The organism is Actinomadura sp. GC306 (genome assembly GCF_004348665.1).
In the GTDB taxonomy this organism is placed as follows: Bacteria; Actinomycetota; Actinomycetes; order Streptosporangiales; family Streptosporangiaceae; genus Spirillospora.
In genome coordinates, this window is record NZ_SMKM01000096.1 from 1 (window position 1) to 21,490 (window position 21,490).

The window sequence follows — 21,490 nt, forward strand, 5'->3', positions numbered from 1 at the left end:
CCCGCGGACGGCCGGTGGAAGGGGGGAGGCGAAGGGCCCGATTCGTACCGTGATGCCATACGCTTCCAGGCATGGACGAGGTTTCGCCGGGCGCCGGGCGGAAGCCGCGCGAGCACGGCGGCGGCCTGCGGCGGTTCCTGCGCCGGGTGACGTCGAGCAACGCCGAACTCGAGGCCGCGGAGCTGCAGAAGACCGCCGGCGGCGAGGGCGCGACGCCGATCACCGACTGCCTCGAACGCAGGCGGCACCGGGTGGCGGGTACGCTGCGTACGGTGACGCTCCGTCCCCGGGGCGGCGCACCCGCCCTGGAGGCCGAGCTCTACGACGGCAGCGACGTGATCAGCCTCGTCTGGCTCGGCCGCCGCAGGATCGCGGGCATCGACCCGGGCCGCATGCTGCGCGCCGAGGGGCTCGTGAGCGTGCAGGACGGGCGCAAGGTCATCTTCAACCCGCGATACGAGCTGCGCGGCGGTCCGTAGGACACGGCGAGCGGCCGGGAGTGCGATGTGAGCGAACGGGAAGACGGCGGGCGGCAGGGCGTGGACACCGAGGCCAACACCGAGACGGCACCGCCCGAGGCCGCGCCGTCCAAGGCCGCGCCGTCCAAGACCACGGCCCCTGAGAGCACGCCGCCCGAGACCGCGCACGACACCGTCGAGGCGGCCGTGCGCGCCCAGCTGAGCAAGGCGCTGGGCGGTGTCCGCGGCATGGTCGAGGCCGCCGTCCCCGTCATCGCCTTCACCGGGACCTACATCGCGGCGGAGGAGGTCCGGCTCGCCGTCTTCGCCGGGGTCGCCGCCGCGCTGGTGCTGCTCGCGGTGCGCCTCGCGCAGCGCTCGAATCCCCAGTTCGTCCTGAACAGCCTCTTCGGCATCGCGATCGCCGCGTTCTTCGCGCTGCGCTCCGGCCGGGCCGAGGACGCGTTCCTGCCCGGCATCATCCTGAACGCCGGCTACGGCGCCGCGATGATCTTCTCCATCGCGGTCCGCTGGCCGGTCGTCGGCTTCCTCATCGGCTCGGTCACCGGCGACCCGACCGGATGGCGCCGCGACCCCGGCATCGTGAAGCTGTGCTCCCGGCTCACCTGGCTCCTGCTGCTGCCCTGCGTCGCCCGGGTGGCCGTCCAGTACCCCATCTACGTCGCCGACGGCGACCAGAGCGGCCTGCTGGGCGCCGCGAAGATCGCCATGGGCTGGCCCCTGCAGGTGGCCGCCCTGGCGGCCATGGTCTGGCTCCTGGCCCGCGGCCGGACCCCCCTGCACGGCGAGAAACCCGCCTGAGCGCCGAGGGGCGGCTCAGGAGAACAACTCGGCCAGTTCGTCCTCGACGTCCTGGCTGGCGACGAACATCAGCTCGTCGCCCGGCTCCAGCGTGTCGTCGGGGGTCGGGACGAGCACCCGGCCCTCCCGCAGGATCGCGACCAGCGCGGTGTCGCGGGGCCAGGCCACCGAGCCGACCCGCTGCCCGCCGAGCGGCGCGTCGTCCGGCAGCGTCAGCTCGACGAGGTTGGCCTCGCCCTGCCGGAACGTCATCAGCCGGACCAGGTCGCCGACGCTGACGGCCTCCTCCACCAGCGCGGACAGCAGCCGCGGGGTGGACACGGCAACGTCCACGCCCCACGACTCGTTGAACAGCCACTCGTTGTTCGGGTGGTTGATCCGGGCCACCACGCGCGGCACCCCGTACTCGGTCTTGGCGAGCAGCGACACCACGAGGTTGACCTTGTCGTCGCCGGACGAGGCGACCACGACCTGGCAGCGCTCCAGGGCCGCGTCGTCCAGCGCGGAGATCTCGCACGCGTCGGCCAGCAGCCATTCCGCGCGGGGCACCATCTCGACCTTGATGGCCTTGGGGTTCTTGTCGATCAGGAGGACCTCGTGCCCGTTCTCCAGCAGCTCCTGGGCGATGGAGCGGCCCACCGCGCCCGCCCCGGCGATCGCGACCCGCATCAGGCGTCCTCCCCGTTCCCCGCCGCGACGGCGGTGTTCACCCGCTCCAGGTCGTCGGCGCCGGCCATGATGTGCACGATGTCACCGTCCTGGATCACCGTGTCCCGGTCGGGGACGAGCGCCTCGCCCATCCGCGTCAGGAACGCCACCCGCGTGCCGGCGTGCTCCTCGAGCGCGCCGACCTTCTCGCCCACCCACAGGTGCCCGGAGTCGAGTTCGGCGAGGACCACCGCGCCGGTCGGGTCGCGCCACAGCGGCTCGGCGCCCTCGGGCAGCAGCCGGCGCAGGATCTGGTCGGCGGTCCACCGGACGGTCGCCACCGTCGGGATGCCGAGGCGCTGGTAGACCTCCGCGCGGCGCGGGTCGTAGATGCGGGCGACGACGTTGTCGATGCCGAACGTCTCGCGCGCCACCCGGGCCGAGATGATGTTGGAATTGTCGCCGCTGCTGACGGCCACGAACGCGGAGGCGCGCTCGATGCCCGCCTCGGCGATGACGTCGCGATCGAACCCGACCCCGGTGATGCGGCGGCCCCGGAACCCGCTGCGCAGCCGGCGGAACGCCTCGGGGTTCTGGTCGATGATGGACACCGAATGGCCCTGGTCCTCCAGGATGTGGGCGAGCGTCGACCCGACGCGCCCGCACCCCATGATCACGATATGCACGGCCGTTCCCTCTTCCGTCCAGGGGGCCGTTCCCCCCGTCCCTGCCGGGCTGCAAAACTACACATCCGCCCAGGGGAGTACTACCCAACCAGGTCCCCGGCGGTGCTCGCGCAAGGACGGTGCTCGCGGAGGCCCGGTGCTCGCGGAGGCACGGCCGGAACCGGGGGCTAAAGTCTCCTTCCGTGTCCAAGGTCCCGGACCTCACGAAGCGGTTGCTGGTAGGCCGCGCGCTGAGCAGCTCCAAGCAGCACGAACAGCTCCTACCCAAACGCATCGCCCTTCCGGTGTTCGCCAGCGACGCCCTGTCGTCGGTGGCGTACGCCCCGCAGGAGATCCTCATCGCCCTCGCGGCCGGCGGCCTGGTGATGTACAGGTACACGCCGTGGGTCGCGGCAGCGGTCGTGGTCGTCCTGCTGACGGTGGTCGCCTCGTACCGGCAGAACGTCCGCGCCTACCCGAGCGGCGGCGGCGACTTCGAGGTCGCCACCACCAACCTCGGCGACAACTGGGGCGTCGTCGTCGCGAGCGCGCTGATCGTCGACTACACGCTGACGGTGGCGGTGTCGGTGTCGTCCGGCATCGAGAACCTCGGGGCGCTGCTGACGTTCATCCAGCCGCACGAGGTCCTCGCCGCGGTCGGGGTCATCGTCCTGCTCACCGTCGCGAACCTGCGGGGCCTCAAGGAGGCGGGGATCGCGTTCGCCGTCCCCACCTACCTGTTCATGGCCGCGATCCTGGGGATGCTGGCGTGGGGCCTGGTGCGGCTGCTGTCCGGGACGGAGCTGAAGGCCGACACCGCGGCCTACGAGCTGCGCGGGGACGAGACCGACATCGCCGGCGTCGCGCTGGTCATCCTGCTGCTGCGGGCGTTCTCGTCCGGCTGCGCCGCGCTCACCGGGGTGGAGTCGATCAGCAACGGCGTCCCGGCGTTCCGCAAGCCGAAGGGGAAGAACGCCGCCACGACGCTGCTGCTCCTCGGGATCGTGTCGATGACCATGTTCGGGGGCGTCACCACGCTCGCCTACGTCACCGACGCCAAGTTCTCCGCGCCCGAGCACGGCAGCCACCTGATCGACCCGGCCACGGGCGCCGAGGTCACCGACGCCGAACCGGTCATCGCGCAGGTCGCGCACACCGTGTTCAGCAACTTCGAGTTCGGGTTCGCGCTGGTCGCCGTCATGACCGCGCTGATCCTCTTCCTCGCGGCCAACACCGCCTTCAACGGCTTCCCCGTCCTCGGGTCGGTCCTCGCGCAGAACCGCTACCTCCCGCGCCAGCTGCACACCCGCGGCGACCGGCTGGCGCTGAGCAACGGCATCATCATCCTCGCGGTGATGGCGGGCCTGCTGATCTACGCCTACGACGCGTCCGTCAGCGCCCTGATCCCGCTGTACACCGTCGGCGTGTTCGTCTCGTTCACCGTCAGCCAGATCGGGATGGTGCGGCACTGGAACCGGCTGCTCGCCACCGAGCGGGACGCGGCGCAGCGCCGCCGCATGAAGACCTCCCGGGGCATCAACGCGTTCGGCGCCACGCTCACCGGCATCGTGCTGACCGTCGTGCTGATCAGCAAGTTCGCGCTGGGCGCCTACATCGTCTGCATCGCGATGCCGGTCCTGTTCCTGCTGATGAAGGGGATCCGCAAGCACTACGACCGGATCGCCGAGGAGCTGGTGCCGTCCGGCGAGGACGTCGCTCTGCCCGCGCGCAACCACGGCATCGTGCTCGTCTCCAAGATCCACAAGCCGACGCTGCGGGCGCTCGCCTACGCCCGCGCCACCCGGCCCTCGACGCTGGAGGCCGTCACGGTGGCGGTGGACGCCGCCGAGTCCCAGCGCCTCCAGGACGAGTGGGAGGCGCTCGACCTGCCCGTCCCGCTGAAGATCCTCGACTCGCCCTACCGGGAGATCACCCGGCCGGTGCTCGCCTACGTCAAGAGCGTCCGGCGCAAGAGCCCCCGCGACGTCGTCACCGTGTTCATCCCCGAGTACGTCGTCGGCCACTGGTGGGAGCAGCTCCTGCACAACCAGAGCGCCCTGCGGCTCAAGGGCCGGCTGCTGTTCCAGCCGGGCGTCATGGTGACCAGCGTCGCGTGGCAGCTGGAGTCCTCCCACCGGCTCAAGGGACGCACCGAGCCGCCCGGGCCGGGGTCGTCCCGGCGTCCGCCGCGGGCCGGGGGACGCCCCGGTGCCGGTAGTGTTTCGGACCGTGACTGAACTGGAGCCCGACGTCCTGGAACTGGAGGTCGGCAACGTCGCCAACGGCGGTTTCTGCGTGGCCCGGCACGAGGGCCGGGTGGTCTTCGTCCGGCACGCCCTGCCCGGCGAGCGGGTGCGGGCGCGGATCACCGACCGCACCAAGAACTTCCTCCGCGCCGACGCCGTGGAGATCATCGAGGCGTCGCCGGACCGGGTCGAGCCGCCGTGCCCGTTCGCCGGGCCCGGCCGCTGCGGCGGCTGCGACTGGCAGCACGCCGCGCTGCCCGCGCAGCGTGCGCTCAAGGCGGCCGTGGTCGAGGAGCAACTGAGCCGCCTCGCCGGGATCACCCGCACGGTGACCGTCGAGGAGGTCCCCTACCCGGTGGACTCGGAGGTCGTGCCGCCGCCCGGCCTCGGCTGGCGCACCCGCGTGCAGTTCGCCGTCTCGTCCGGCGTCGTCGGCCTGCGCAAGCACCGCTCCCACGACATCGAGCCGATCGACGAGTGCCTGATCGCCCACCCCGGCGTGGAGCTGATGGGCATCGAGCGCAAGCGCTGGCCGGGCGCGTCCGGCGTGGAGGGCATCGTCTCCGCCTCCACCGGCGACCGCCTGGTCGTCCTGCGCGGCCGCGACCGCCGCAAGATCCGGGTGCCGCGGCTGGACGTGCCGGTCCGGCTCGTCCGGGGCAAGCCAGAGCCGGGCAGCGGCCTGCCTTACGTGCGCGAGGAGGTCTCCGGCCGGCTCTACCAGGTCAGCGGCAGCGGCTTCTGGCAGGTGCACCCCGGCGCTGCGCAGCTCCTCGCCGACGCCGTGGTCGAGGCGCTGGAGCCCAAGCCCGGCGACATCGCCCTCGACCTGTACTGCGGCGCCGGCCTGTTCGCCGGGGTGCTCGGCGACCGGATCGGGGCGGACGGGCTCGTCGTCGGCGTCGAGTCCGACGGGCAGGCCGTCCGGGACGCCCGCTACAACCTGCGCGACCTGCCGAACGTCTCCATCGAGCGCGGCCCCGTCGAGGAGGTCGTCGCCGAGCTGGAGTTCGGCCGCGCGTCCGGCGGGTCCCGCGCGCAGAACAAGCGCGGCACCGCCCACCACCAGGGCGGCGAGCGCGTCCGCCGCGCCGACGTCGTCGTCCTCGACCCGCCCCGCGCGGGCGCCGGCCGCGAGGTCGTCGAGCACATCACCCGGCTCGCCGGACGCAAGATCGCCTACGTGTCCTGCGATCCCGCCACCCTCGCCCGCGACCTGGCCTACTTCGGCGAGCGCGGCTGGACGCTGGAGACCCTGCGCGCCTTCGACGCCTATCCGATGACGCAGCACGTGGAGTGCCTGGCCACCCTCATCCGCGGCTGACCGGGGGGCTGGGGGTCTGGGGGTCGTCCCCTAGAGGAGGCACAGCCCGCGGCTGACCGGCACCCGGAGCGGAGGGTGCCGGTCACGTCGGCCGGCCGCTCACCGCCAGAAGAAGACCTTGGCACTGCCGCCGGTGAGGACCGCGTCGGCGGTGCCGTGCTGGACGAGCTGGAACCGCACCCGGTGGTTCTCCCGGACGGTGTCGGCGGCCAGCCCGTACACGACGTTGGTGGTGTCACCGACGGAGACGAGGTCCTGGATGGGGCCGGCCTCGAACCTGGCGGTGTCGTCGATGTCGACCTCCACCACGCGGGCCTGGACGAGGGTGCCCGCCGGGACGCCGGTGATCGTCGCCGCCACGGTGAGGCTGTAGCGGGCGGATCCCGTCAGGACGCTGGGCCCGCCCTGGTTCCAGTGCTGGTGGTGCTGGTCGGAGTACTCGGTCTCCCAGTTCACGTCCGTCCAGACGCCGGGGGCGAGGCGCTGCTCGGTGGTCGTGCCGACGGACACGTAGTCGGGCATGTCGTCTCCCTCGGGCGAGACGCCCACGCGCCACTGCCCGTAGTCGTCCGCGACGGCGCGGTTGTAGTCGACGGCCGCGCCGTTGATGGTCTGCTCGTTGAGGTACTGCTGCAGCTGGGCGCGGGAGTCCCACCGGCCGCCGGACCAGGCGTAGGTCTGCCAGCCGTAGGTCGTCTTCCCGGCGTCGAACGCGCGCTTCATCGGCCCGTGGCCGGCGTACAGGCCGACCCTGCCGCGGCCGAGGACGCTCGCCGCGCCGTCGAGGTAGGCGTTGATCGCGTCCTGCTCGCCCGGCGAGGCGTCCCAGTCTGCGGCGAAGTAGATGGGCCTGCCGTCCGGCATGCCGCAGGCCGTGGCCTGGCGGGCGGCGTCGCGGGCGTCGGCCTCCCCGGCGGCCCGTCCGGCGAGCGGCCGGTTCTTGGTGGTCTGCCAGACGACCACGACCCAGATGCCGGCGTCCGACAGCTCCTCGGCCTCCGCGCGGGTGAGGTTCTTCCCGGTCGTGTCGTGCGACAGGTAGCGGCACGCGAACTTCGCCCCCGCGCGTTTCAGCGCGGCGACGCCGGGCCGGCCCCACGAGTAGTCGACGCCGAAGACGGCCATCGGGGAACTCCAAGATCGGGTAGGGGGTCATTGCCGATTCAACAACGTGTGCCCCGAAGATCGCAGGAGATTCCCGTGGATGGGTTGCAAAACGCGCACCGGCCCGCGCGTGACCATCTGTGACGACACGCCGACCCGGCGTTATGAGAACCGCCGGGTGCTCGCTACAACGGACGGGTCCGGGAAGAAACCCAAGGCCAGGAAGGTCTCATCGTGATCGTGACATGGAAGGAGCGCGGTCTCGTCCTGCTGGCGGCCGCGCCGCTGCTGGGCGCCGTGCCCATGGCCACCGGGGCGCACGCCGACGGCGGCGTCGTGCTCCGCACGGCCTCCCCCAAGGGGGACATCCTGCCGGGGAGCACCTACGCATGGACGTTCAAGATGCGGGCCGAGGGCCCGGCGAAGTCGGGCAAGGCCGTCTTCCGGACGACCCTGCCGAGATCGCTGGAGTTCGTGTCGGGGGAGAAGGACTGCCGCTCGAAGGGGCGGAAGGTCGTCTGCCGCCTCGGCACGGTCAAGAAGGGCCAGAAGGTCACGGGCGTGATCAGGGCCAAGGTGTCCAGGCGCGCCGCCGCCGGGCAGCGTATCTCGGCGCGCGGGACGCTGACGTGGGGCAAGGCGCGCGCCACCCGGAAGTTCCCCACCGTGCGGGTGGCCAAGGCCGCCGGGCTTCTCACGGCCGAGCCCGCACCGGCGACGGCCCGCGCCGTCCCGCCGGGGTCGCGGCCGTGACGGGGCCGAGCGGCGGCTAGGCCCGCTCCGCGCGGGTAGCAAGATGGAACCATGAAACTCCGGATCTTCACCGAGCCCCAGCAGGGGGCCAGTTACGAGACCCAGCTCGCGGTCGCCAAGGCGACCGAGGAGCTCGGTTTCGACGCGTTCTTCCGCTCGGACCACTTCGTCAAGATGGGCGACGTCACGGGCGAGCCGGGCCCGACCGACTCCTGGATCACCCTGGGCGCGATCGCCCGGGAGACCAGCCGCATCAGGCTCGGCACGCTGGTGACGGCCGCGACGTTCCGCCACCCCGGCCCGCTCGCGATATCGGTCGCGCAGGTCGACCAGATGAGCGGCGGGCGGGTCGACCTCGGCATCGGGACGGGCTGGTTCGAGCAGGAGCACACCGCCTACGGCATCCCGTTCCCGAGCCTGGGGGAGCGGTTCGAGCGGCTGGAGGAGCAGGTCCAGATCCTCAACGGGCTGTGGCGGACGCCGCCGGGGGAGACGTTCGCGTTCAGCGGCGAGCACTACACGCTCCTGGAGTCGCCGGCGCTGCCCAAGCCCGCCCAGGCGGGCGGCCCGCCGATCATCATCGGCGGGTTCGGGGCGAAGCGGACGCCGCGGCTGGCCGCCCGCTACGCCGACGAGTACAACGTCCCGTTCAAGCAGGTCGGGGAGACCGGTGAGGCGTTCGACCGGGTCCGCGCGGCGTGCGCCGACGCGGGCCGGGCCCGGCCGCCGATCTGCTCCGCCGCGCAGGTCGTGTGCTGCGGCCGGGACGAGGCCGAGCTGCGGCGCCGCGCCGACGCCATCGGGCGGGAGGTGCCGGAGCTGCGCGAGAACGGCCTCGCGGGCACCCCCGGCGAGCTGGTCGACAAGATCGGCCGGTTCGGCGAGCTGGGCGCCGAACGCATCTACCTGCAGGTCCTCGACATGCACGACCTCGACCATCTGGAGCTGCTGGCCTCCGAGGTCCTCGCGAAGGTCTGACGCGGGCGCGGCCCCGCGGCGGCGACGCCCGCCGCGGGCCGCCGTCAGGCGAAGGCGCTCTGGAACGCCACGGATTCGGGCCTCGGAAGGAGCCGGCCGCGCGGCCCGCCACCTGGGGAGTCCCGAGGGGGCGGGCCGGGGGAGGCCGTTCATCCGGCCGGTTCTGGAAAGCGGGTCAGGTCGAGAAGAGCATGTGGAACACGCCCGGCTGGCGGCGGTAGCCGCCGCGGTGGCCCCCGTGGTGATGGTGGTGCACCGCCGGGGCGGGAGCGGCGCCCCAGCCCGGTGCCGCGGCGGGCGGCGGCGCCGTCGGGGCCGCCCGGTACTGCGACTCCATGTTGCTCAGGGCCTCCAGCTCGCCGTAGTCGAGGAAGATGCCCCGGCAGCTGTCACATTGCTCGATGTGGACGCCGCTGCGGGTGTAGGTCCGCATCACGCCACGACACTTAGGGCAGTGCATCGCTTCGTCATCCTTCCGGTATGGATCCCCAGGTGAGGCTAAATGTAAGGCAGTTTTACCGCCACGTCATGCCGCGTCCCCCGCCGCGGAGATTCTCGTGCAGGCGTCGATCATGGCCTGCTCCGCCGATTCGAGCGGCCGATCTTCCCTTCTGGCGGATATGACGCACGTGGCGGCGATTTGGATCGCGAGACTTCGCGCCGGTATGTCGAGGTGCGTCCACGGATCGTCGCCCGCGGGCACGGCGGGGCCGCCCGCCGCCTGGTACGCGCCGAGGAAACGGCCCCAGTCCTCCGGGGGCAGGACGCCCGCCGAGTAGAGCGCCGCGGGCCGGGCCAGGTCCCATGCGGGGTCGCCGCCGCCGAGGTCCTCGATGTCGATGAGCCGCCACCGCCCGTCGGCCGCGCGGACCATCTGGCCGAGGTGCCAGTCCCCGTGGAGGAGCCGCTCGGCCGTCCGGGACGGCTCCGCGGACTCCCCGCGTATCCAGGAGGGGAGCGTCGCGAACGCCCGGCGGATCTCGGCTTCGGCGGACCCGCCGTCCAGGCGTGCGACCAGGCGTGCGACGCGGGTTGGACGTCCCCAGGAGGGCGCGCCGGGCGGAACCGGCGCCGAGTGGAGCTCCGCCAGGAGGCGTGCACCCTCTTTCCAGGGGAGGTCTCCCTGCGGGTCCACCGGCTCACCGAACGGGGAGACCGTGACCGTCCGGCCGGCCACGCTCAGCGGCGGCCCCAGCGGCGCGATCACCAGGTGCGGCAGGGTGCCGGCCAGCCGTATCCGCTCCTGGAGGGCCGGCCCGTTGTCGCGGTCGGCCTGGTGCGCCTTCACCACCACGTCCCCGACGCGGACCACCAGCACGCCGTGCCGGTCGTACAGCGTCACCCCCTCCGCCTGCGCGGGCGGCACGGCGCCGGCCGAGCCGCGCCCGATCTCGACGAGCCGGGCGAACAGCTCCGGCTGGACGGTCTGGATCTGCACCCGCCCAGTAAACACCCGGCGGGCGGGCCGGGGCCGGGCTATGTCGCCTGCGCGGAGGAGTCGCGGACCTCGTCGCGGAGCCGCTGCCGGACGACCTTGCCGACGAGGCTGCGGGGCAGGCTCGTGCGCGGGCGGAACTCGTCCGGCACCTTGTAGTGCGAGAGGTAGCGCTTGCAGTGCCGCCGCAGCTCGTCCGCCGAGAACGGGTAGGCGGGGTGTTCCACCACGTAGGCGATGACGCGCTCCCCGCGCCGGGGGTCCGGGACGCTGACGACGGCGCAGTCGTGGACGGCGGGGTGGCGGCGCAGGACCTTCTCCACCTCGCTCGGCGCGACCGTGAACCCGCTGACCTTGATCATGTCGCGCAGGCGCTCCAGGATGGTGAGGAAACCCTGCTCGTCCATCACGGCGATGTCACCCGTGCGCAGCCAGCCCTTGGAGAGGGCCTGCGCGGTCGCGAGGGGCGCGTTCCAGTAGCCGACGAACACCTGCGGCCCCCGCACGACGAGCTCGCCGGGCTCGCCGGGCGGCAGCACCTTCGTCGGCTCGTCCGGGTCGACGATGACGACGTCGGTCATGGGCAGCGGCAGGCCGACGGTGAGATTCCGGGCCCGGCCGTCCAGCGGGTTGCCGGCGACGGCCGGGGACGCCTCGGTGAGCCCGTAGCAGTTGATCAGCCCGCGGGCGCCGAGCCGGCCGAGCCGGTCGATGGTGCCCTGGCCGAGGCCCATCGCCCCGGAGATGTAGACGCGCAGGGAGCTCAGGTCGGACGGCTGGAAGCGCGGGCTGTCCAGCACCTTCTCGTACAGGGTCGGGACGCCGGGGAAGATCGTCGGCCGGTACTTGCGGATCGCGGTGAGGACCATGTCGCCGTCGTAGCGGGGGAGCAGCACCACCGCCCCGGCCGTCATCATCGGCGCGACGAGGCAGCTCATCAGCCCGAACGAGTGGAACAGCGGCAGCACGGCCAGCGTCACGTCCGCGCCGGGCCGCCCGCCGACGTCCCAGGCGTGCTGCTGGCACGCGTTGGCGATGAGGTTGCGGTGCGTCAGCATCGCGCCTTTGGGACGGCCCTCCGTCCCGCCGGTGTACTGGATGGCCGCGAGCTGCCGGGACGGCTCCATCGGCAGCTGCGCCACCCGCCGCTGCGGGGCGCGCTGCAGCTCCCGGAACGGGACGACGTGCGGATCCGGGGGGACGTCCGCGGTGATGGCCGCGCGCCGCCGCTGCATCTGCACCAGCGGCAGCCGCAGCGCGGCCTTCCGGGACGCCGGCATGTAGTCGATCAGCGACGTGACCACGATCCGCTCCAGCGGCAGGCTGGCCCGCACGGCCTTCACCGTCGCGTAGGAACGATCCAGCACCACCGCCACCCTGGCGCCGCAGTCCGCGAGCTGATGCAGCATCTCCTCCTCGGTGTACAGCGGGTTGTGCTGCACCACGATGGCGCCGCGGCGGAGGACGCCGAAGAACGCGATGACCTGCTGCGGGCAGTTGGGGAGGATCAGCGCGACCCGGTCGCCGGGCTGGACGCCGAGCCGGTGGAGGCCGTCGGCGAACCGGTCCACGGCCTCGCGCAGCTCCCGGTAGGAGATCTCCCGGCCGAAGAAGATCAGGGCGGGCCGGCGCGGATACCGCTCCGCGGCGTCGTCGAGCAACTGCGTGACGGGGATGTCCGGGATGTTGAGATCGCCGGGCACACCGGGCGGATACGACCGCCGCCACGGAGCAGATCGTTGTGACGAGTGCCACATAGAAGACGATTCAACCATCAATCGGGCGTCCGCGCCGCCGCTTCACGATCTTCATGGTCGCCCTGACCCGCGGCGGACCGTGGGGCCGGGGCCGGACCCGGGGCCCCGAACATACTGCATCGGCCCCGCCGCGCGAAGGCCCGTCCGCCACGCGGTGCGGGGCCGATGCAGACTAGGGCGGGCCCGGGACCATCCGGGGCGAAGCGGTTGAGTGCGCGCGCACCGCGCCCTCTACCCTGGGCACACCGATCAAGAAGGGACCGGCCAGATCGCTGCACACGGGAACACACCGGCCGCGGGGCCGCGCGGCCGTGCCGCGGACGCCCGCCCCATGATCGCGCCGATGCCGCTGACGACCCCGGTCCGCCCGTACGACTGGGGGTCGCGCACCGCGCTGCCCGACCTGCTCGGCACCGAGCCGACCGGCGGCCCGCAGGCCGAGCTGTGGGCGGGCGCGCATCCCGCCGCGCCGTCCTCGGTCGATGGGACGCCGCTGAACGTGCTCATCGACGGCGACCCGATCGGGATGCTGGGCGAGCGCTCGGTGAAGCGCTTCGGGCCGGCGCTGCCCTACCTGCTCAAGGTGCTGGCCGTCGAGAAGCCCCTTTCCCTCCAGGTGCATCCGACGATGGCGCAGGCCGAGGCGGGATTCGCCGCCGAGGAGGAGCGCGGCGTCCCCCTCGACCATTTCACCCGCGCCTACAAGGACCCTTACCACAAGCCGGAGATGGTCTGCGCGCTCACCGATTTCCACGGGCTGTGCGGCTTCCGCGACCCCGCCGGGACCGCCGACCTGCTGGAAAGCCTCGGCGTGCCGGAACTGCGTCCGTGGATCGAAACGCTCCGCACCGAGCCTGCCGCGGACGCGCTGCGCACCGTCCTCACGCAAATGCTGGACGCGGGATCGCGCCCCATTCAGGCCGCGGTCGAACCGGCCCTGACCTCGGTATACGCGGACATAGCCCGTGCGCACCCGGGCGATCCCGGTGTCCTCGCGGCCCTGCTGCTGAACCATGTCGAACTGGCGCCCGGCCAGGCGCTCTTCCTGGACGCGGGCGTCCCGCACTCCTATCTGCGCGGCCTCGCGATCGAGGTCATGGCCAATTCCGACAACGTGCTGCGCTGCGGGCTCACCGGAAAGCACATCGACGTTCCGGAACTGGTGCGCGTGGTGAGTTTCGTCCCGTCCGTGCCCGCCAGGGTCGAACCCGCGGCCGGATTCCGGTACTGTCCCAATACGGATGAATTCTCCCTTATCCGACATGACCTGACCGCCGACCCGGACGACCTGGCCCCCGGCGTTCCGCAGACGCTGCTGTGCCTGGAAGGCGAAGCCCATCTCACGACAGACCGCACCTTGACCCTCACCCGAGGCGAAGCCGCCTTCATTCCCGCCGGCGCCCCCGCAGTCCGTCTGACCGGAAGGGGCGTCCTCTACCGCGTGATCCCCGCGATCCCATGACGGTCCTCGCCCTCGACATCGGCGGCACCAAGTTCGCGATCGCCCGTGTCGCCGCCGATGGAACGTTCCTTGACCGCGCCGAGCACCCGGTCGGCCAGTCGCCCACCGCCACCCTCCGCGGCCTCGTCGCCGACTTCGCCGGCCCCGGCCTGGCCGCTGTCGGCATCGGCTCGGCGGGCCCCATCGACGCGGCCGCCGGTACGGTCAGCCCGATCAACATCCCGCGCTGGCGCGACTTCCCGCTGGTCGCGACCGTCCAGCGGTTCGTGCCCGGCGTCCCGGTCGCCCTCGCGGGCGACGCCCAGTGCATGGCCCTCGGCGAATGGTGGCGCGGCGGCCGCACCTGCTCGTCCCTCCTCGGCATCGTCGTGTCGACCGGCGTCGGCGGCGGCCTCGTCATCGACGGCCGCCCCTGGACGGGCCGCACCGGCAACGCCGGCCACATCGGCCACGTCATCGTCGAACGCGACGGCGAACCCTGCGTCTGCGGCGCCCGCGGCTGCCTGGAGACGATCGCCTCGGGCCCCGGCATGGTCCGCTGGGCCCTCGCCCAGGGCTGGACGCTCGCGGCCGGCCGCCCGGACGCGCGCGCCCTCACCGCCGCCGCCCGCGACGGCGCGCACATCCCCCTCGCCGCGTTCGCCCGCACCGGCGCCGCGCTCGCCACCGCGATCCTCAACACCGCCGCCGTCCTCGACGTCCGCGACATCGTCATCGGCGGCGGCCTCGCCGCCGCCGGCGACATCCTCCTCAACCCCATCCGCACCACGATCGCCGCACGCGCGGGCATGCCCTACCTGCGCGACCTGGAGGTCTCGGCGACCACCCTGCACCGCGACGCCGGCCTCCACGGCGCCGCCGCCCTCGCCCTCCGCACCGCCGGCGAACCCCTCCGCGAACACTCCTGACCGCCCGCGGCCGGCTACCCGTCCGAGGGGTGAGCAGCGCGTCATGCGCGGCGGGTCCTACCTGTGCCATCACTCGTACTGCCACCGCTACCGGTGGCGGCACGTTCGTCGAACACACCGGAGTCGACCTCGGGAAACCTCGGCTTCCGCTGCGCCAACGACGCACCGGGCCGAGCCCGGCCCGTGCGGGGGCCGGATAAGTCTCGCTCAGGGCTTCCTTAACGCGGGCATAAGCGGGTGTGCCGGGGGGCGGGCGAGGTGCGAGGTTCGTGGCGTGGCAATCGAGCTCGCCGCCCCCGCGGGGCGGAGGGCCGCTCGCTGGACGTAAAGGATTGCGAATGGGCAAGCACACCGGTTCGTTGGCCCCCGGGCTGCCGGGGGAGCGGGCGCGTCCCGCGGTGGTCGCCCGGGCCTTCCAGACCCTGCCGTCCGCGCACCGCGAGATCCTCACCGAGACGGTCTTCCGCGACCGCTCGGTCAACGAGGCCGCCGCGACGCTGGGGGTGCCCGTGGACGTGGTCAAGGTCCGCGTCTACCACGCCCTCCGCGCCCTCAACACGGCTCTCAGCGCCCCGCACCCGATGATGTGACGGCCGGCGCCCGTTAAATGGGTTGCCGGGGTGAAATCGTCCCGGCACCATGGATGTCGCAGGAGCCGAGACCGACAAGGAGGGTGAGATGCGCGGGCATCGAATGCACGGTCGCAGCCTTTCCGGTCTCGGGAGCCGCCGACGAACGTGAGCCGCACGTTCTGACGCCGACCGCCCCGGAGACCGTGGGCGGTCTTTTTCTTTTCCCGGAGGGTTGGCCGAGTGGAAAGGCAGCGGCTTGCTAAGCCGTGGTCAGGGTCATCCCTGCGCGAGTTCGAATCTCGCACCCTCCGCGCCGAGTAGGGACGCTGGTGCGTCCGACGGTCTCATAAACCGTGACAGGCAGGTTCGATTCCTGCACTCGGCACGATCGGAACAGGTCTCCGTGGCGCAGTGGAGAGCGCGCCGGGTTGCGGACCCGGAGGACGCAAGTTCGAATCTTGCCGGAGACACGGCCTTCGTAGTGTGGTGGCCTGCACGCCAGGTTGTGGTCCTGGAGGTACCGGTTCGATCCCGGTCGAAGGCCCTTTTCGGAAAACGGGCGCCGGCAGAAATTGCCGAGGGGCTGGGTGGGCCTTGCGTTGTATTGATCAACGCTGGAAAGGTCTCAGGCATGCCCAAGGTGATGCGGTCCGGCCTGCTCGCGATCGGTGTGCTGGCGGCGCTCGTGGGCGCCGCGCAGGGCGTCCCCGTCCAGGCGGAACCCGGCCCCGCCGGCCACCTCGACCCGCGGCTGCCGGTCGCGGAGCGGGTCGAGGACCTGCTCGGCCGGATGAGCCTGGACGACAAGCTCGGCCAGATGACGCAGCCCGAGCGCCGGTACATCACCCCGGAGGAGGTCACCCGGTACCGGATCGGCTCGGTGCTGTCGGGCGGCGGGTCGGCGCCCACCCCGAACACGCCGGAGCGGTGGGCGGACATGTACGACACGTTCCAGCGGGCGGCGCTCGCCGGGCCGCTGCGCGTCCCGCTGCTGTACGGGGTGGACGCGGTGCACGGCCACAACACCGTGGTCGGCGCGACGATCTTCCCGCACAACATCGGGCTCGGCGCGACCCGCTCCCCGGCGCTGGTCCGCGAGATCGGCGCCGCGACGGCCCGCGAGATGGCCGGGACGGGCATGGACTGGAACTTCGCGCCCTGCGTGTGCGTGGCCCGCGACGACAGGTGGGGCCGTACGTACGAGTCGTTCGGCGAGGTGCCGGAGCTGCCGGCGAAGATGACGACGATCATCGACGGGCTGCAGGGGGACGACCTGGGCGGCGCAACATCCGTCCTGGCGACGGCGAAGCACTTCGTCGGAGACGGCGGCACCGCGGACGGCGACGACCGCGGCGACGCGAAGATCTCCGAGGCGGAGCTGCGCGAGGTGCATCTGCCGCCGTTCCGCGCGGCCGTGGAGCGCGGGGTCGGCTCGGTCATGGTCTCCTACAGCTCGTGGAACGGGCTGAAGATGCACCAGAACCGGTACCTGATCACGGACGTGCTGAAGGGTGAGCTGGGCTTCACCGGGTTCGTCGTGTCGGACTACAACGGCATCGACGAGATCGACGGCCGGCCCGGATTCACCAGGGACGAGGTCGCCGCGGCCGTCAACGCGGGCATCGACATGGTGATGGTGCCGATCGAGTGGCGCCGGTTCATCGACTACCTGCGCGAGGCCGTGCGGGACGGCGACGTCCCCATGTCCCGCATCGACGACGCGAACCGGCGCATCCTGGCCAAGAAGGTCGAGCTGGGCCTGTTCGAGCGTCCCATGGCCGACCGGGCGTACCTGGAGACGGTCGGCGGCGCCGAGCACCGCGAGCTGGCCAGGAGGGCGGTCGCCCGGTCGCAGGTGCTGCTGAAGAACGACGGCGTGCTGCCGCTGGACGCCGAGGACAAGATCTTCGTGGCGGGCGGCGCCGCGCACGACATCGGCGTCCAGTCCGGCGGCTGGACGATCACCTGGCAGGGCGAGCCGGGCCCGATCACGCCGGGCACGACGATCCTGGAGGGCATCCGCGGCGCGGCGGCGGCGGTCGACTACGACGCGGACGGCGGCGGCGTCGACGATTCCTACGACGCGGCCATCGCGGTCGTCGGAGAGAAGCCGTACGCGGAGCACCACGGCGACCTGACCGGCGACATGGGGCTCGACGCGGGCGACCTGAAGACGATCGAGCGGCTGCGCGAGGCCGGCGTCCCGGTGGTCGTGGTGCTGGTGTCGGGCCGCCCGCTGGACATCGCCGACGAGCTGCCCGGGTGGGACGCGCTGCTCGCCGCGTGGCTTCCGGGCACCGAGGGCGCCGGTGTCGCCGACGTCCTGTTCGGTGAGGCCGAGCCCACCGGCCGCCTGCCCGTGACATGGATGCGCGACAGCGCCCAGCAGCCCATCAACCGGGGCGACGGCAAGACGCCCCTCTTCCCGTTCGGCTACGGCCTCACCTACGGCTGACCGGCTAGGGCGTCAGCGGGGCGTTGAAGGACCAGCCCTTGGCGAGCAGGTCGTCGGTCGCCGCGACGGCCGCGGCGAGGCGCTCTTCGTGGGGGCCCGCCACGGTGATGTGCGGCAGGCCCCGGTCTTCGAGTTCCTCCTGGAAGCGTCCCGACATCCACGACCTGATCGACTCCCCGTCGCGCCAGCCGTCCTGCTCGAACGGGACGCCCTCCGGCGACGTGATGATCCACAGGTGGTGCGGGACGCGCCCGTGCACCGCCTCCACGTCCGGCGCCGGGGCGCCGAGGTAGCGCTCGTGCCAGACGGCGGTCGCCAGCGCGTCAGTGTCGCAGACCAGCAGCGGTGAGCCCGACCGCGCGGCGGCGTCCTCCAGCGCGGCGTGGTGCTCGGCGATCCGGGTGAAGTCGGCCGGCTCCCACCGCAGGCCGTCCAGCCACAGGGACGGGTCGCCGGTCTCGCGGCGGGCCGCGGCGAGCTTCTCCTCGGTATGGGTGCGCCCGTACTCGGGCACCCAGCGCGTCGCCGCCCACACGCCGCCGCGCCCGGCGTAGTGCGCCGCCAGCGCGCGGGCCAGCGTCGTCGTGCCGGTCGATTCGGCGCCGGTCACCACGACCCGGCGCGCCAGGTACGCCCGGACGGCCGGTGCCAGGAACTCCCAGTGCGCTGCGGGGTCGTCGCGGACGGCGGTTCCGCTGACCGGGAAGCGCTCCCGCGGCGGGTCCACCGGCACGTGGACGGCGGCGAACCGCGCCGCCAGCTCGGGTCCGTACGCCTCGGAGCTGAACACCGCGTCCACCGGCGGGACGGGCACGCCGAGCCCCGACCGCATCGCCAGGCCCGCCCGGAACGCGGCGACGTGCGCCGACCAGAGCTCGTCCGACCCGTAGTCGATCTCCGCGTCGTCCACCACGGGGAAGACCTCCACGTGCGGCTGCGGGTGCGCCTCGCGGAGCCACGCCGCCCGCAGCGGGAGCGGGATGCTCTCGACGCTGGACGCGGCCACGACCACGCTGACCCGCGCGCACGCCGCCGCGGCGGCGTCGATGAGGTGGCGGTGGCCGGTGTGCGGCGGGTAGAACTTGCCGATCACCAGCCCGTGCATGTACGTCATGCCGCCGCCGCAGCGGACTCGCCGGCCGTCCGGGCCCGGTGATCGCGGCGCCAGGCGCGCAGGCCGAACACGCACAGCGTCAGGAAGACGACGTACAGGACGCCGGTCAGCTTCAGGTCCTTGTGGAAGTACAGCGGGATGTAGATCAGGTCCGCGGTGATCCACAGCCACCACGTCTCCAGCAGCTTGCGCGACTGGCCGTAGACGGCCATGAGTGAGATGGAGGTGGTGAGGGCGTCCCAGAAGGCCACCGTGGAGTCCGTCCAGACCGTTAGCGCCCACGTCAGGAACGCGGTGGCGGCCGCACCCGCCGCGAGGAGGGCCGCCCACTCCTCCCGGCGTGTGCGCCGCACCGGGAGGTTGTCGCGGCCGTCCCCGCCGTAGAGCCACATCCACCATCCGTAGAGCTGGAGGCCGATGTAGAAGACCTGCAGCCCGGAGTCGGCGTAGAGGCCGCCGTCCAGGAACACGAGGCCGAGCAGGATCACGTTGGCGATGCCGATCGGCCAGTTCAGGATGTTCTGCCGGACGACGAGCCACACGTTGACCGCGCCGGTCCCGAAGCCGAGCAGCTCCGCCCAGGTGGTGGGCACCGTGCCGAGGTGGAAGGCGGGGTCGAGCAGGGGGCCCAGCGGAACGTCGACCGACATAACCGCAATGATCACATCTCGTCAAAGAGACGACAAGGGGTGGGGCCCCGTGTGCGCCGTCAGCGGCGGCCGCCGAACGTCCAGGCGTGGACCTCGATGGCGGCGTAGGCGCCGGCGGTCAGGACGGCGCGTGCCGCATCGGGGCCGGGCGCCCGGAGCAGCGCCGCCGTGCCGAGCCAGGCCGCGCCGTCGTCGGACAGGAGCGGCCCGTACGCGATCAGCTCGTCCCGGCCGGCCGGGACGTCCAGGTCGGCGGGCCCGCCCGCGCCGAGGCCGAGCACCAGGAACCGGTCGCCGTCCGCCGGGCCGCCGGGGAAGTCCCACATCGTGCGGCCGAGCGCGTTGCGCCAGCGGCGCAGCAGCACGTCCCGGTACGCCCCGGCCTGGTAGCAGGGCTCGTCGAAGGCGAACGCGCGGGCGGCCGCCGGGTCCGGCAGGTCGACGATGTGCACGCTGCCGGTGAGCGTGTCGCCGCCGGGCCCGAAGGTCGGGCCGCGGGCGGTCATCCGCTCCGCGTACCTGTCCATGTAGGACCAGTGCTCCTCCAGCATCGCGCGGCGCAGATCCGCCGAGCCGGGGCGGTCGCGGTGGTAGCAGAAGAAGTCCATCCGGACATTCTCCACCGCCAGGCGGTCCGCGAACCGGGCGGCGGTCGCGCCGTTCCGCTCCCGCGGGACGTAAAGCCGCCGGATGCGGGCAAGGGCATCCCCATGACGGACCGGACCCCCGTGGACGAGCACCCGGCACCGGGCACTCCCGCACCCCGCGGCGCGCTCCTCGGCGCCATGTTCCTGATGGCCACGAGCGCCATCGGCCCCGGCTTCATCACCCAGACCACCGTGTTCACCGCCCAGCTCGGCGCCGCGTTCGCGTTCGCGATCCTCGTCTCGCTGCTGGTGGACATCGCGATCCAGCTCAACGTGTGGCGCGTCGTCGGGGTGTCCGGCATGCGCGCCCAGGAACTCGCCAACCGCGTCCTGCCGGGCGCGGGCTACGGCCTCGCCGCGCTGGACATCTTCGGCGGGCTGGTCTTCAACATCGGCAACATCGCCGGGACGGCCCTCGGCCTGAACGCGCTGCTCGGCCTGGACGTCAAGATCGGCGGCGGCATCTCCGCGCTCGTCGCCATCGCGGTCTTCCTGAGCCGGCGCGCCGGGGTCGCGATGGACCGCATCGTCGTCCTGCTCGGCGGCGCCATGATCCTGCTGACGCTGTACGTGGCGTTCGTGTCCGACCCGCCCCTCGGCGAGGCGCTGAAGCAGAGCGTCGCCCCCGAGACCGTCGACTTCCTGGTCATCACCACCCTGATCGGCGGGACGGTCGGCGGCTACATCACCTACGCCGGCGCCCACCGCATGGTCGACTCCGGGCTGACCGGCCCCGGGAACGTGCGGCAGATCAACCGCAGCGCCGTCAGCGGCATCCTCATCACCGGGCTGATGCGGGTGCTGCTGTTCCTCGCCGTCCTCGGCGTCGTCGCGGGCGGCGTGACCCTCGCCAAGGAGAACGCCCCCGCCTCCGCGTTCGAGCACGCGGCGGGCGAGGCCGGGCTGCGCCTCTTCGGCCTGATCATGTGGTCGGCCGCGGTGACGTCGGTGATCGGCGCGTCCTACACCTCGGTGTCGTTCCTGGTGTCGTTCTCGTCCTTCGTCGAGCGGCACCGCAACCGCCTGGTCGTGGCGTTCATCCTGGTGTCCGCCGCGGTGTACCTGGCCCTCGGGACGGCCCCGGCCAAGCTGCTCGTCCTCGCCGGCGCGCTGAACGGGCTGATCCTGCCGTTCGGCCTCGCCGTCCTGCTGTGGGCGGCGGCCCGCCGCCGCGACCTCCTCGGCGGCTACCGGTACCCGGTCTGGCTGCTCGCCGTCGGCGCCGCGGCCTGGCTGCTCGCGCTCTACCTGGGCTACAACTCCCTGTCCGGCCTGGACGACCTATGGCGATGAGAAGGTTTTCCGGGTTCCTTCCGGGAAGCGGGAACCATCGGGCGGGGCCGGGGCGTTACCCCTACAGGTCCCCCGGCTTCGGCTTGGATGCGGACCTTCCGGGTCGTGCGGCGCCTGGCGTGGGGGTGTCGGGCGCCGCAGACCCGGACTTTCTCCGGAGGGCGATTCCGTGACCGCGCCGATGGACCCCGCCCAGATC

20 protein-coding genes and 4 tRNA genes are annotated in these 21,490 nt (G+C 72.6%); 15 read left to right on the top strand and 9 right to left on the bottom strand.

The features are described from left to right. The first annotated feature begins 71 nt into the window (after window positions 1–71). Together E1200_RS15795 and E1200_RS15800 are read left to right on the top strand one after the other, a co-directional pair. A complete protein-coding gene (locus tag E1200_RS15795; protein WP_131952759.1) occupies window positions 72–479 on the top strand; it encodes an OB-fold nucleic acid binding domain-containing protein in 408 nt (135 codons plus the stop codon). A gap of 186 nt (window positions 480–665) precedes the next feature. Further along, window positions 666–1,280 (top strand): DUF3159 domain-containing protein, encoded by a 615-nt coding sequence (locus tag E1200_RS15800; protein WP_243708596.1) that lies wholly within the window; start codon window positions 666–668, stop codon window positions 1,278–1,280. Between the two features lie 15 nt (window positions 1,281–1,295). Here the strand turns inward: E1200_RS15800 and E1200_RS15805 are convergent, their stop codons facing one another. Continuing rightward, window positions 1,296–1,949 carry a TrkA family potassium uptake protein gene (locus E1200_RS15805; RefSeq protein WP_131952761.1) on the bottom strand — a complete coding sequence of 218 codons (654 nt, stop codon included), beginning with the start codon at window positions 1,947–1,949 and terminating at the stop codon, window positions 1,296–1,298. Then, entirely contained in the window at window positions 1,949–2,614 is a 666-nt protein-coding gene (locus E1200_RS15810; protein WP_131952763.1) for a TrkA family potassium uptake protein, read from the bottom strand. The genes E1200_RS15805 and E1200_RS15810 overlap by 1 nt, the downstream gene beginning before the upstream one ends. Window positions 2,615–2,796: 182 nt before the next feature. On the opposite strand from E1200_RS15810, the gene E1200_RS15815 reads away from it, so the two are divergent. After that, window positions 2,797–4,830 carry an APC family permease gene (locus E1200_RS15815; RefSeq protein WP_131952765.1) on the top strand — a complete coding sequence of 678 codons (2,034 nt, stop codon included), beginning with the start codon at window positions 2,797–2,799 and terminating at the stop codon, window positions 4,828–4,830. Beyond that, on the top strand, window positions 4,823–6,163 hold the full coding sequence (locus tag E1200_RS15820; protein ID WP_207933374.1) for a class I SAM-dependent RNA methyltransferase: 1,341 nt from the start codon (window positions 4,823–4,825) through the stop codon (window positions 6,161–6,163). Before E1200_RS15815 ends, E1200_RS15820 begins: the two co-directional genes overlap by 8 nt. 99 nt (window positions 6,164–6,262) lie before the next feature. Here the strand turns inward: E1200_RS15820 and E1200_RS15825 are convergent, their stop codons facing one another. Next, window positions 6,263–7,288: a glycoside hydrolase domain-containing protein gene (locus E1200_RS15825; RefSeq protein WP_131952767.1), complete on the bottom strand. Its 1,026-nt coding sequence runs from the start codon at window positions 7,286–7,288 to the stop codon at window positions 6,263–6,265. Window positions 7,289–7,501: 213 nt separating this feature from the next. On the opposite strand from E1200_RS15825, the gene E1200_RS15830 reads away from it, so the two are divergent. Further along, complete coding sequence (locus E1200_RS15830; protein WP_131952769.1) at window positions 7,502–8,020, top strand: DUF11 domain-containing protein; 519 nt, start codon at window positions 7,502–7,504, stop codon at window positions 8,018–8,020. A 51-nt stretch (window positions 8,021–8,071) separates the two neighbouring features. Beyond that, window positions 8,072–8,998 carry an LLM class F420-dependent oxidoreductase gene (locus tag E1200_RS15835; RefSeq protein WP_131952771.1) on the top strand — a complete coding sequence of 309 codons (927 nt, stop codon included), beginning with the start codon at window positions 8,072–8,074 and terminating at the stop codon, window positions 8,996–8,998. 175 nt (window positions 8,999–9,173) lie between these two features. Here E1200_RS15835 and E1200_RS15840 read toward each other — a convergent pair whose 3' ends face one another. The 3 genes from E1200_RS15840 to E1200_RS15850 form a co-directional block, all read right to left on the bottom strand. Next, on the bottom strand, window positions 9,174–9,458 hold the full coding sequence (locus E1200_RS15840) for a zf-TFIIB domain-containing protein (protein WP_131952773.1): 285 nt from the start codon (window positions 9,456–9,458) through the stop codon (window positions 9,174–9,176). 66 nt (window positions 9,459–9,524) lie between these two features. Continuing rightward, window positions 9,525–10,436: an aminoglycoside phosphotransferase family protein gene (locus E1200_RS15845; RefSeq protein WP_243708594.1), complete on the bottom strand. Its 912-nt coding sequence runs from the start codon at window positions 10,434–10,436 to the stop codon at window positions 9,525–9,527. A 38-nt stretch (window positions 10,437–10,474) separates the two neighbouring features. Then, the gene (locus tag E1200_RS15850; protein WP_243708595.1) at window positions 10,475–12,136 is read right to left on the bottom strand and encodes an AMP-binding protein; all 1,662 of its coding nucleotides are present in this window, start codon (window positions 12,134–12,136) and stop codon (window positions 10,475–10,477) included. Between the two features lie 397 nt (window positions 12,137–12,533). Between E1200_RS15850 and manA the strand changes: the two genes are divergently transcribed. The 8 genes from manA (at window position 12,534) to E1200_RS15890 (ending at window position 17,587) form a co-directional block, all read left to right on the top strand. Then, window positions 12,534–13,652 carry a mannose-6-phosphate isomerase, class I gene (gene manA / locus E1200_RS15855; RefSeq protein WP_131952777.1) on the top strand — a complete coding sequence of 373 codons (1,119 nt, stop codon included), beginning with the start codon at window positions 12,534–12,536 and terminating at the stop codon, window positions 13,650–13,652. Further along, window positions 13,649–14,560, top strand: a complete 912-nt coding sequence (locus E1200_RS15860) for an ROK family protein (RefSeq protein WP_131952779.1) — start codon at window positions 13,649–13,651, stop codon at window positions 14,558–14,560. The genes manA and E1200_RS15860 overlap by 4 nt, the downstream gene beginning before the upstream one ends. A 338-nt stretch (window positions 14,561–14,898) precedes the next feature. Then, window positions 14,899–15,150, top strand: coding sequence for a sigma factor-like helix-turn-helix DNA-binding protein (locus tag E1200_RS15870; protein ID WP_131952781.1), 252 nt, complete (start codon window positions 14,899–14,901; stop codon window positions 15,148–15,150). Window positions 15,151–15,358: 208 nt separating this feature from the next. Continuing rightward, window positions 15,359–15,443: transfer RNA gene (locus tag E1200_RS15875), tRNA-Ser, on the top strand. Between the two features lies 1 nt (window position 15,444). Further along, window positions 15,445–15,517 (top strand) — tRNA-Met (locus tag E1200_RS33710). A 12-nt stretch (window positions 15,518–15,529) separates the two neighbouring features. Beyond that, window positions 15,530–15,602, top strand: a tRNA-Arg gene (locus E1200_RS15880). 2 nt (window positions 15,603–15,604) lie between these two features. Next, window positions 15,605–15,676: transfer RNA gene (locus tag E1200_RS15885), tRNA-His, on the top strand. A gap of 87 nt (window positions 15,677–15,763) precedes the next feature. Next, window positions 15,764–17,587, top strand: a complete 1,824-nt coding sequence (locus tag E1200_RS15890; RefSeq protein ID WP_207933375.1) for a glycoside hydrolase family 3 protein — start codon at window positions 15,764–15,766, stop codon at window positions 17,585–17,587. A 4-nt stretch (window positions 17,588–17,591) separates the two neighbouring features. On the opposite strand, the gene E1200_RS15895 is transcribed toward E1200_RS15890, so the two are convergent. The 3 genes from E1200_RS15895 to E1200_RS15905 are packed head-to-tail and all read right to left on the bottom strand — an operon-like array spanning window position 17,592 to window position 19,959. Continuing rightward, the gene (locus E1200_RS15895; RefSeq protein ID WP_131952783.1) at window positions 17,592–18,701 is read right to left on the bottom strand and encodes an AAA family ATPase; all 1,110 of its coding nucleotides are present in this window, start codon (window positions 18,699–18,701) and stop codon (window positions 17,592–17,594) included. Beyond that, on the bottom strand, window positions 18,698–19,351 hold the full coding sequence (gene pnuC / locus E1200_RS15900; protein WP_131952785.1) for a nicotinamide riboside transporter PnuC: 654 nt from the start codon (window positions 19,349–19,351) through the stop codon (window positions 18,698–18,700). The genes E1200_RS15895 and pnuC overlap by 4 nt, the downstream gene beginning before the upstream one ends. 59 nt (window positions 19,352–19,410) lie before the next feature. Next, window positions 19,411–19,959: a YciI family protein gene (locus E1200_RS15905; RefSeq protein WP_131952787.1), complete on the bottom strand. Its 549-nt coding sequence runs from the start codon at window positions 19,957–19,959 to the stop codon at window positions 19,411–19,413. 102 nt (window positions 19,960–20,061) lie between these two features. Here E1200_RS15905 and E1200_RS15910 point away from each other — a divergent pair, with 102 nt between their 5' ends. Beyond that, window positions 20,062–21,291: an NRAMP family divalent metal transporter gene (locus E1200_RS15910; RefSeq protein ID WP_131952789.1), complete on the top strand. Its 1,230-nt coding sequence runs from the start codon at window positions 20,062–20,064 to the stop codon at window positions 21,289–21,291. The last annotated feature ends 199 nt before the right edge of the window (window positions 21,292–21,490 follow it).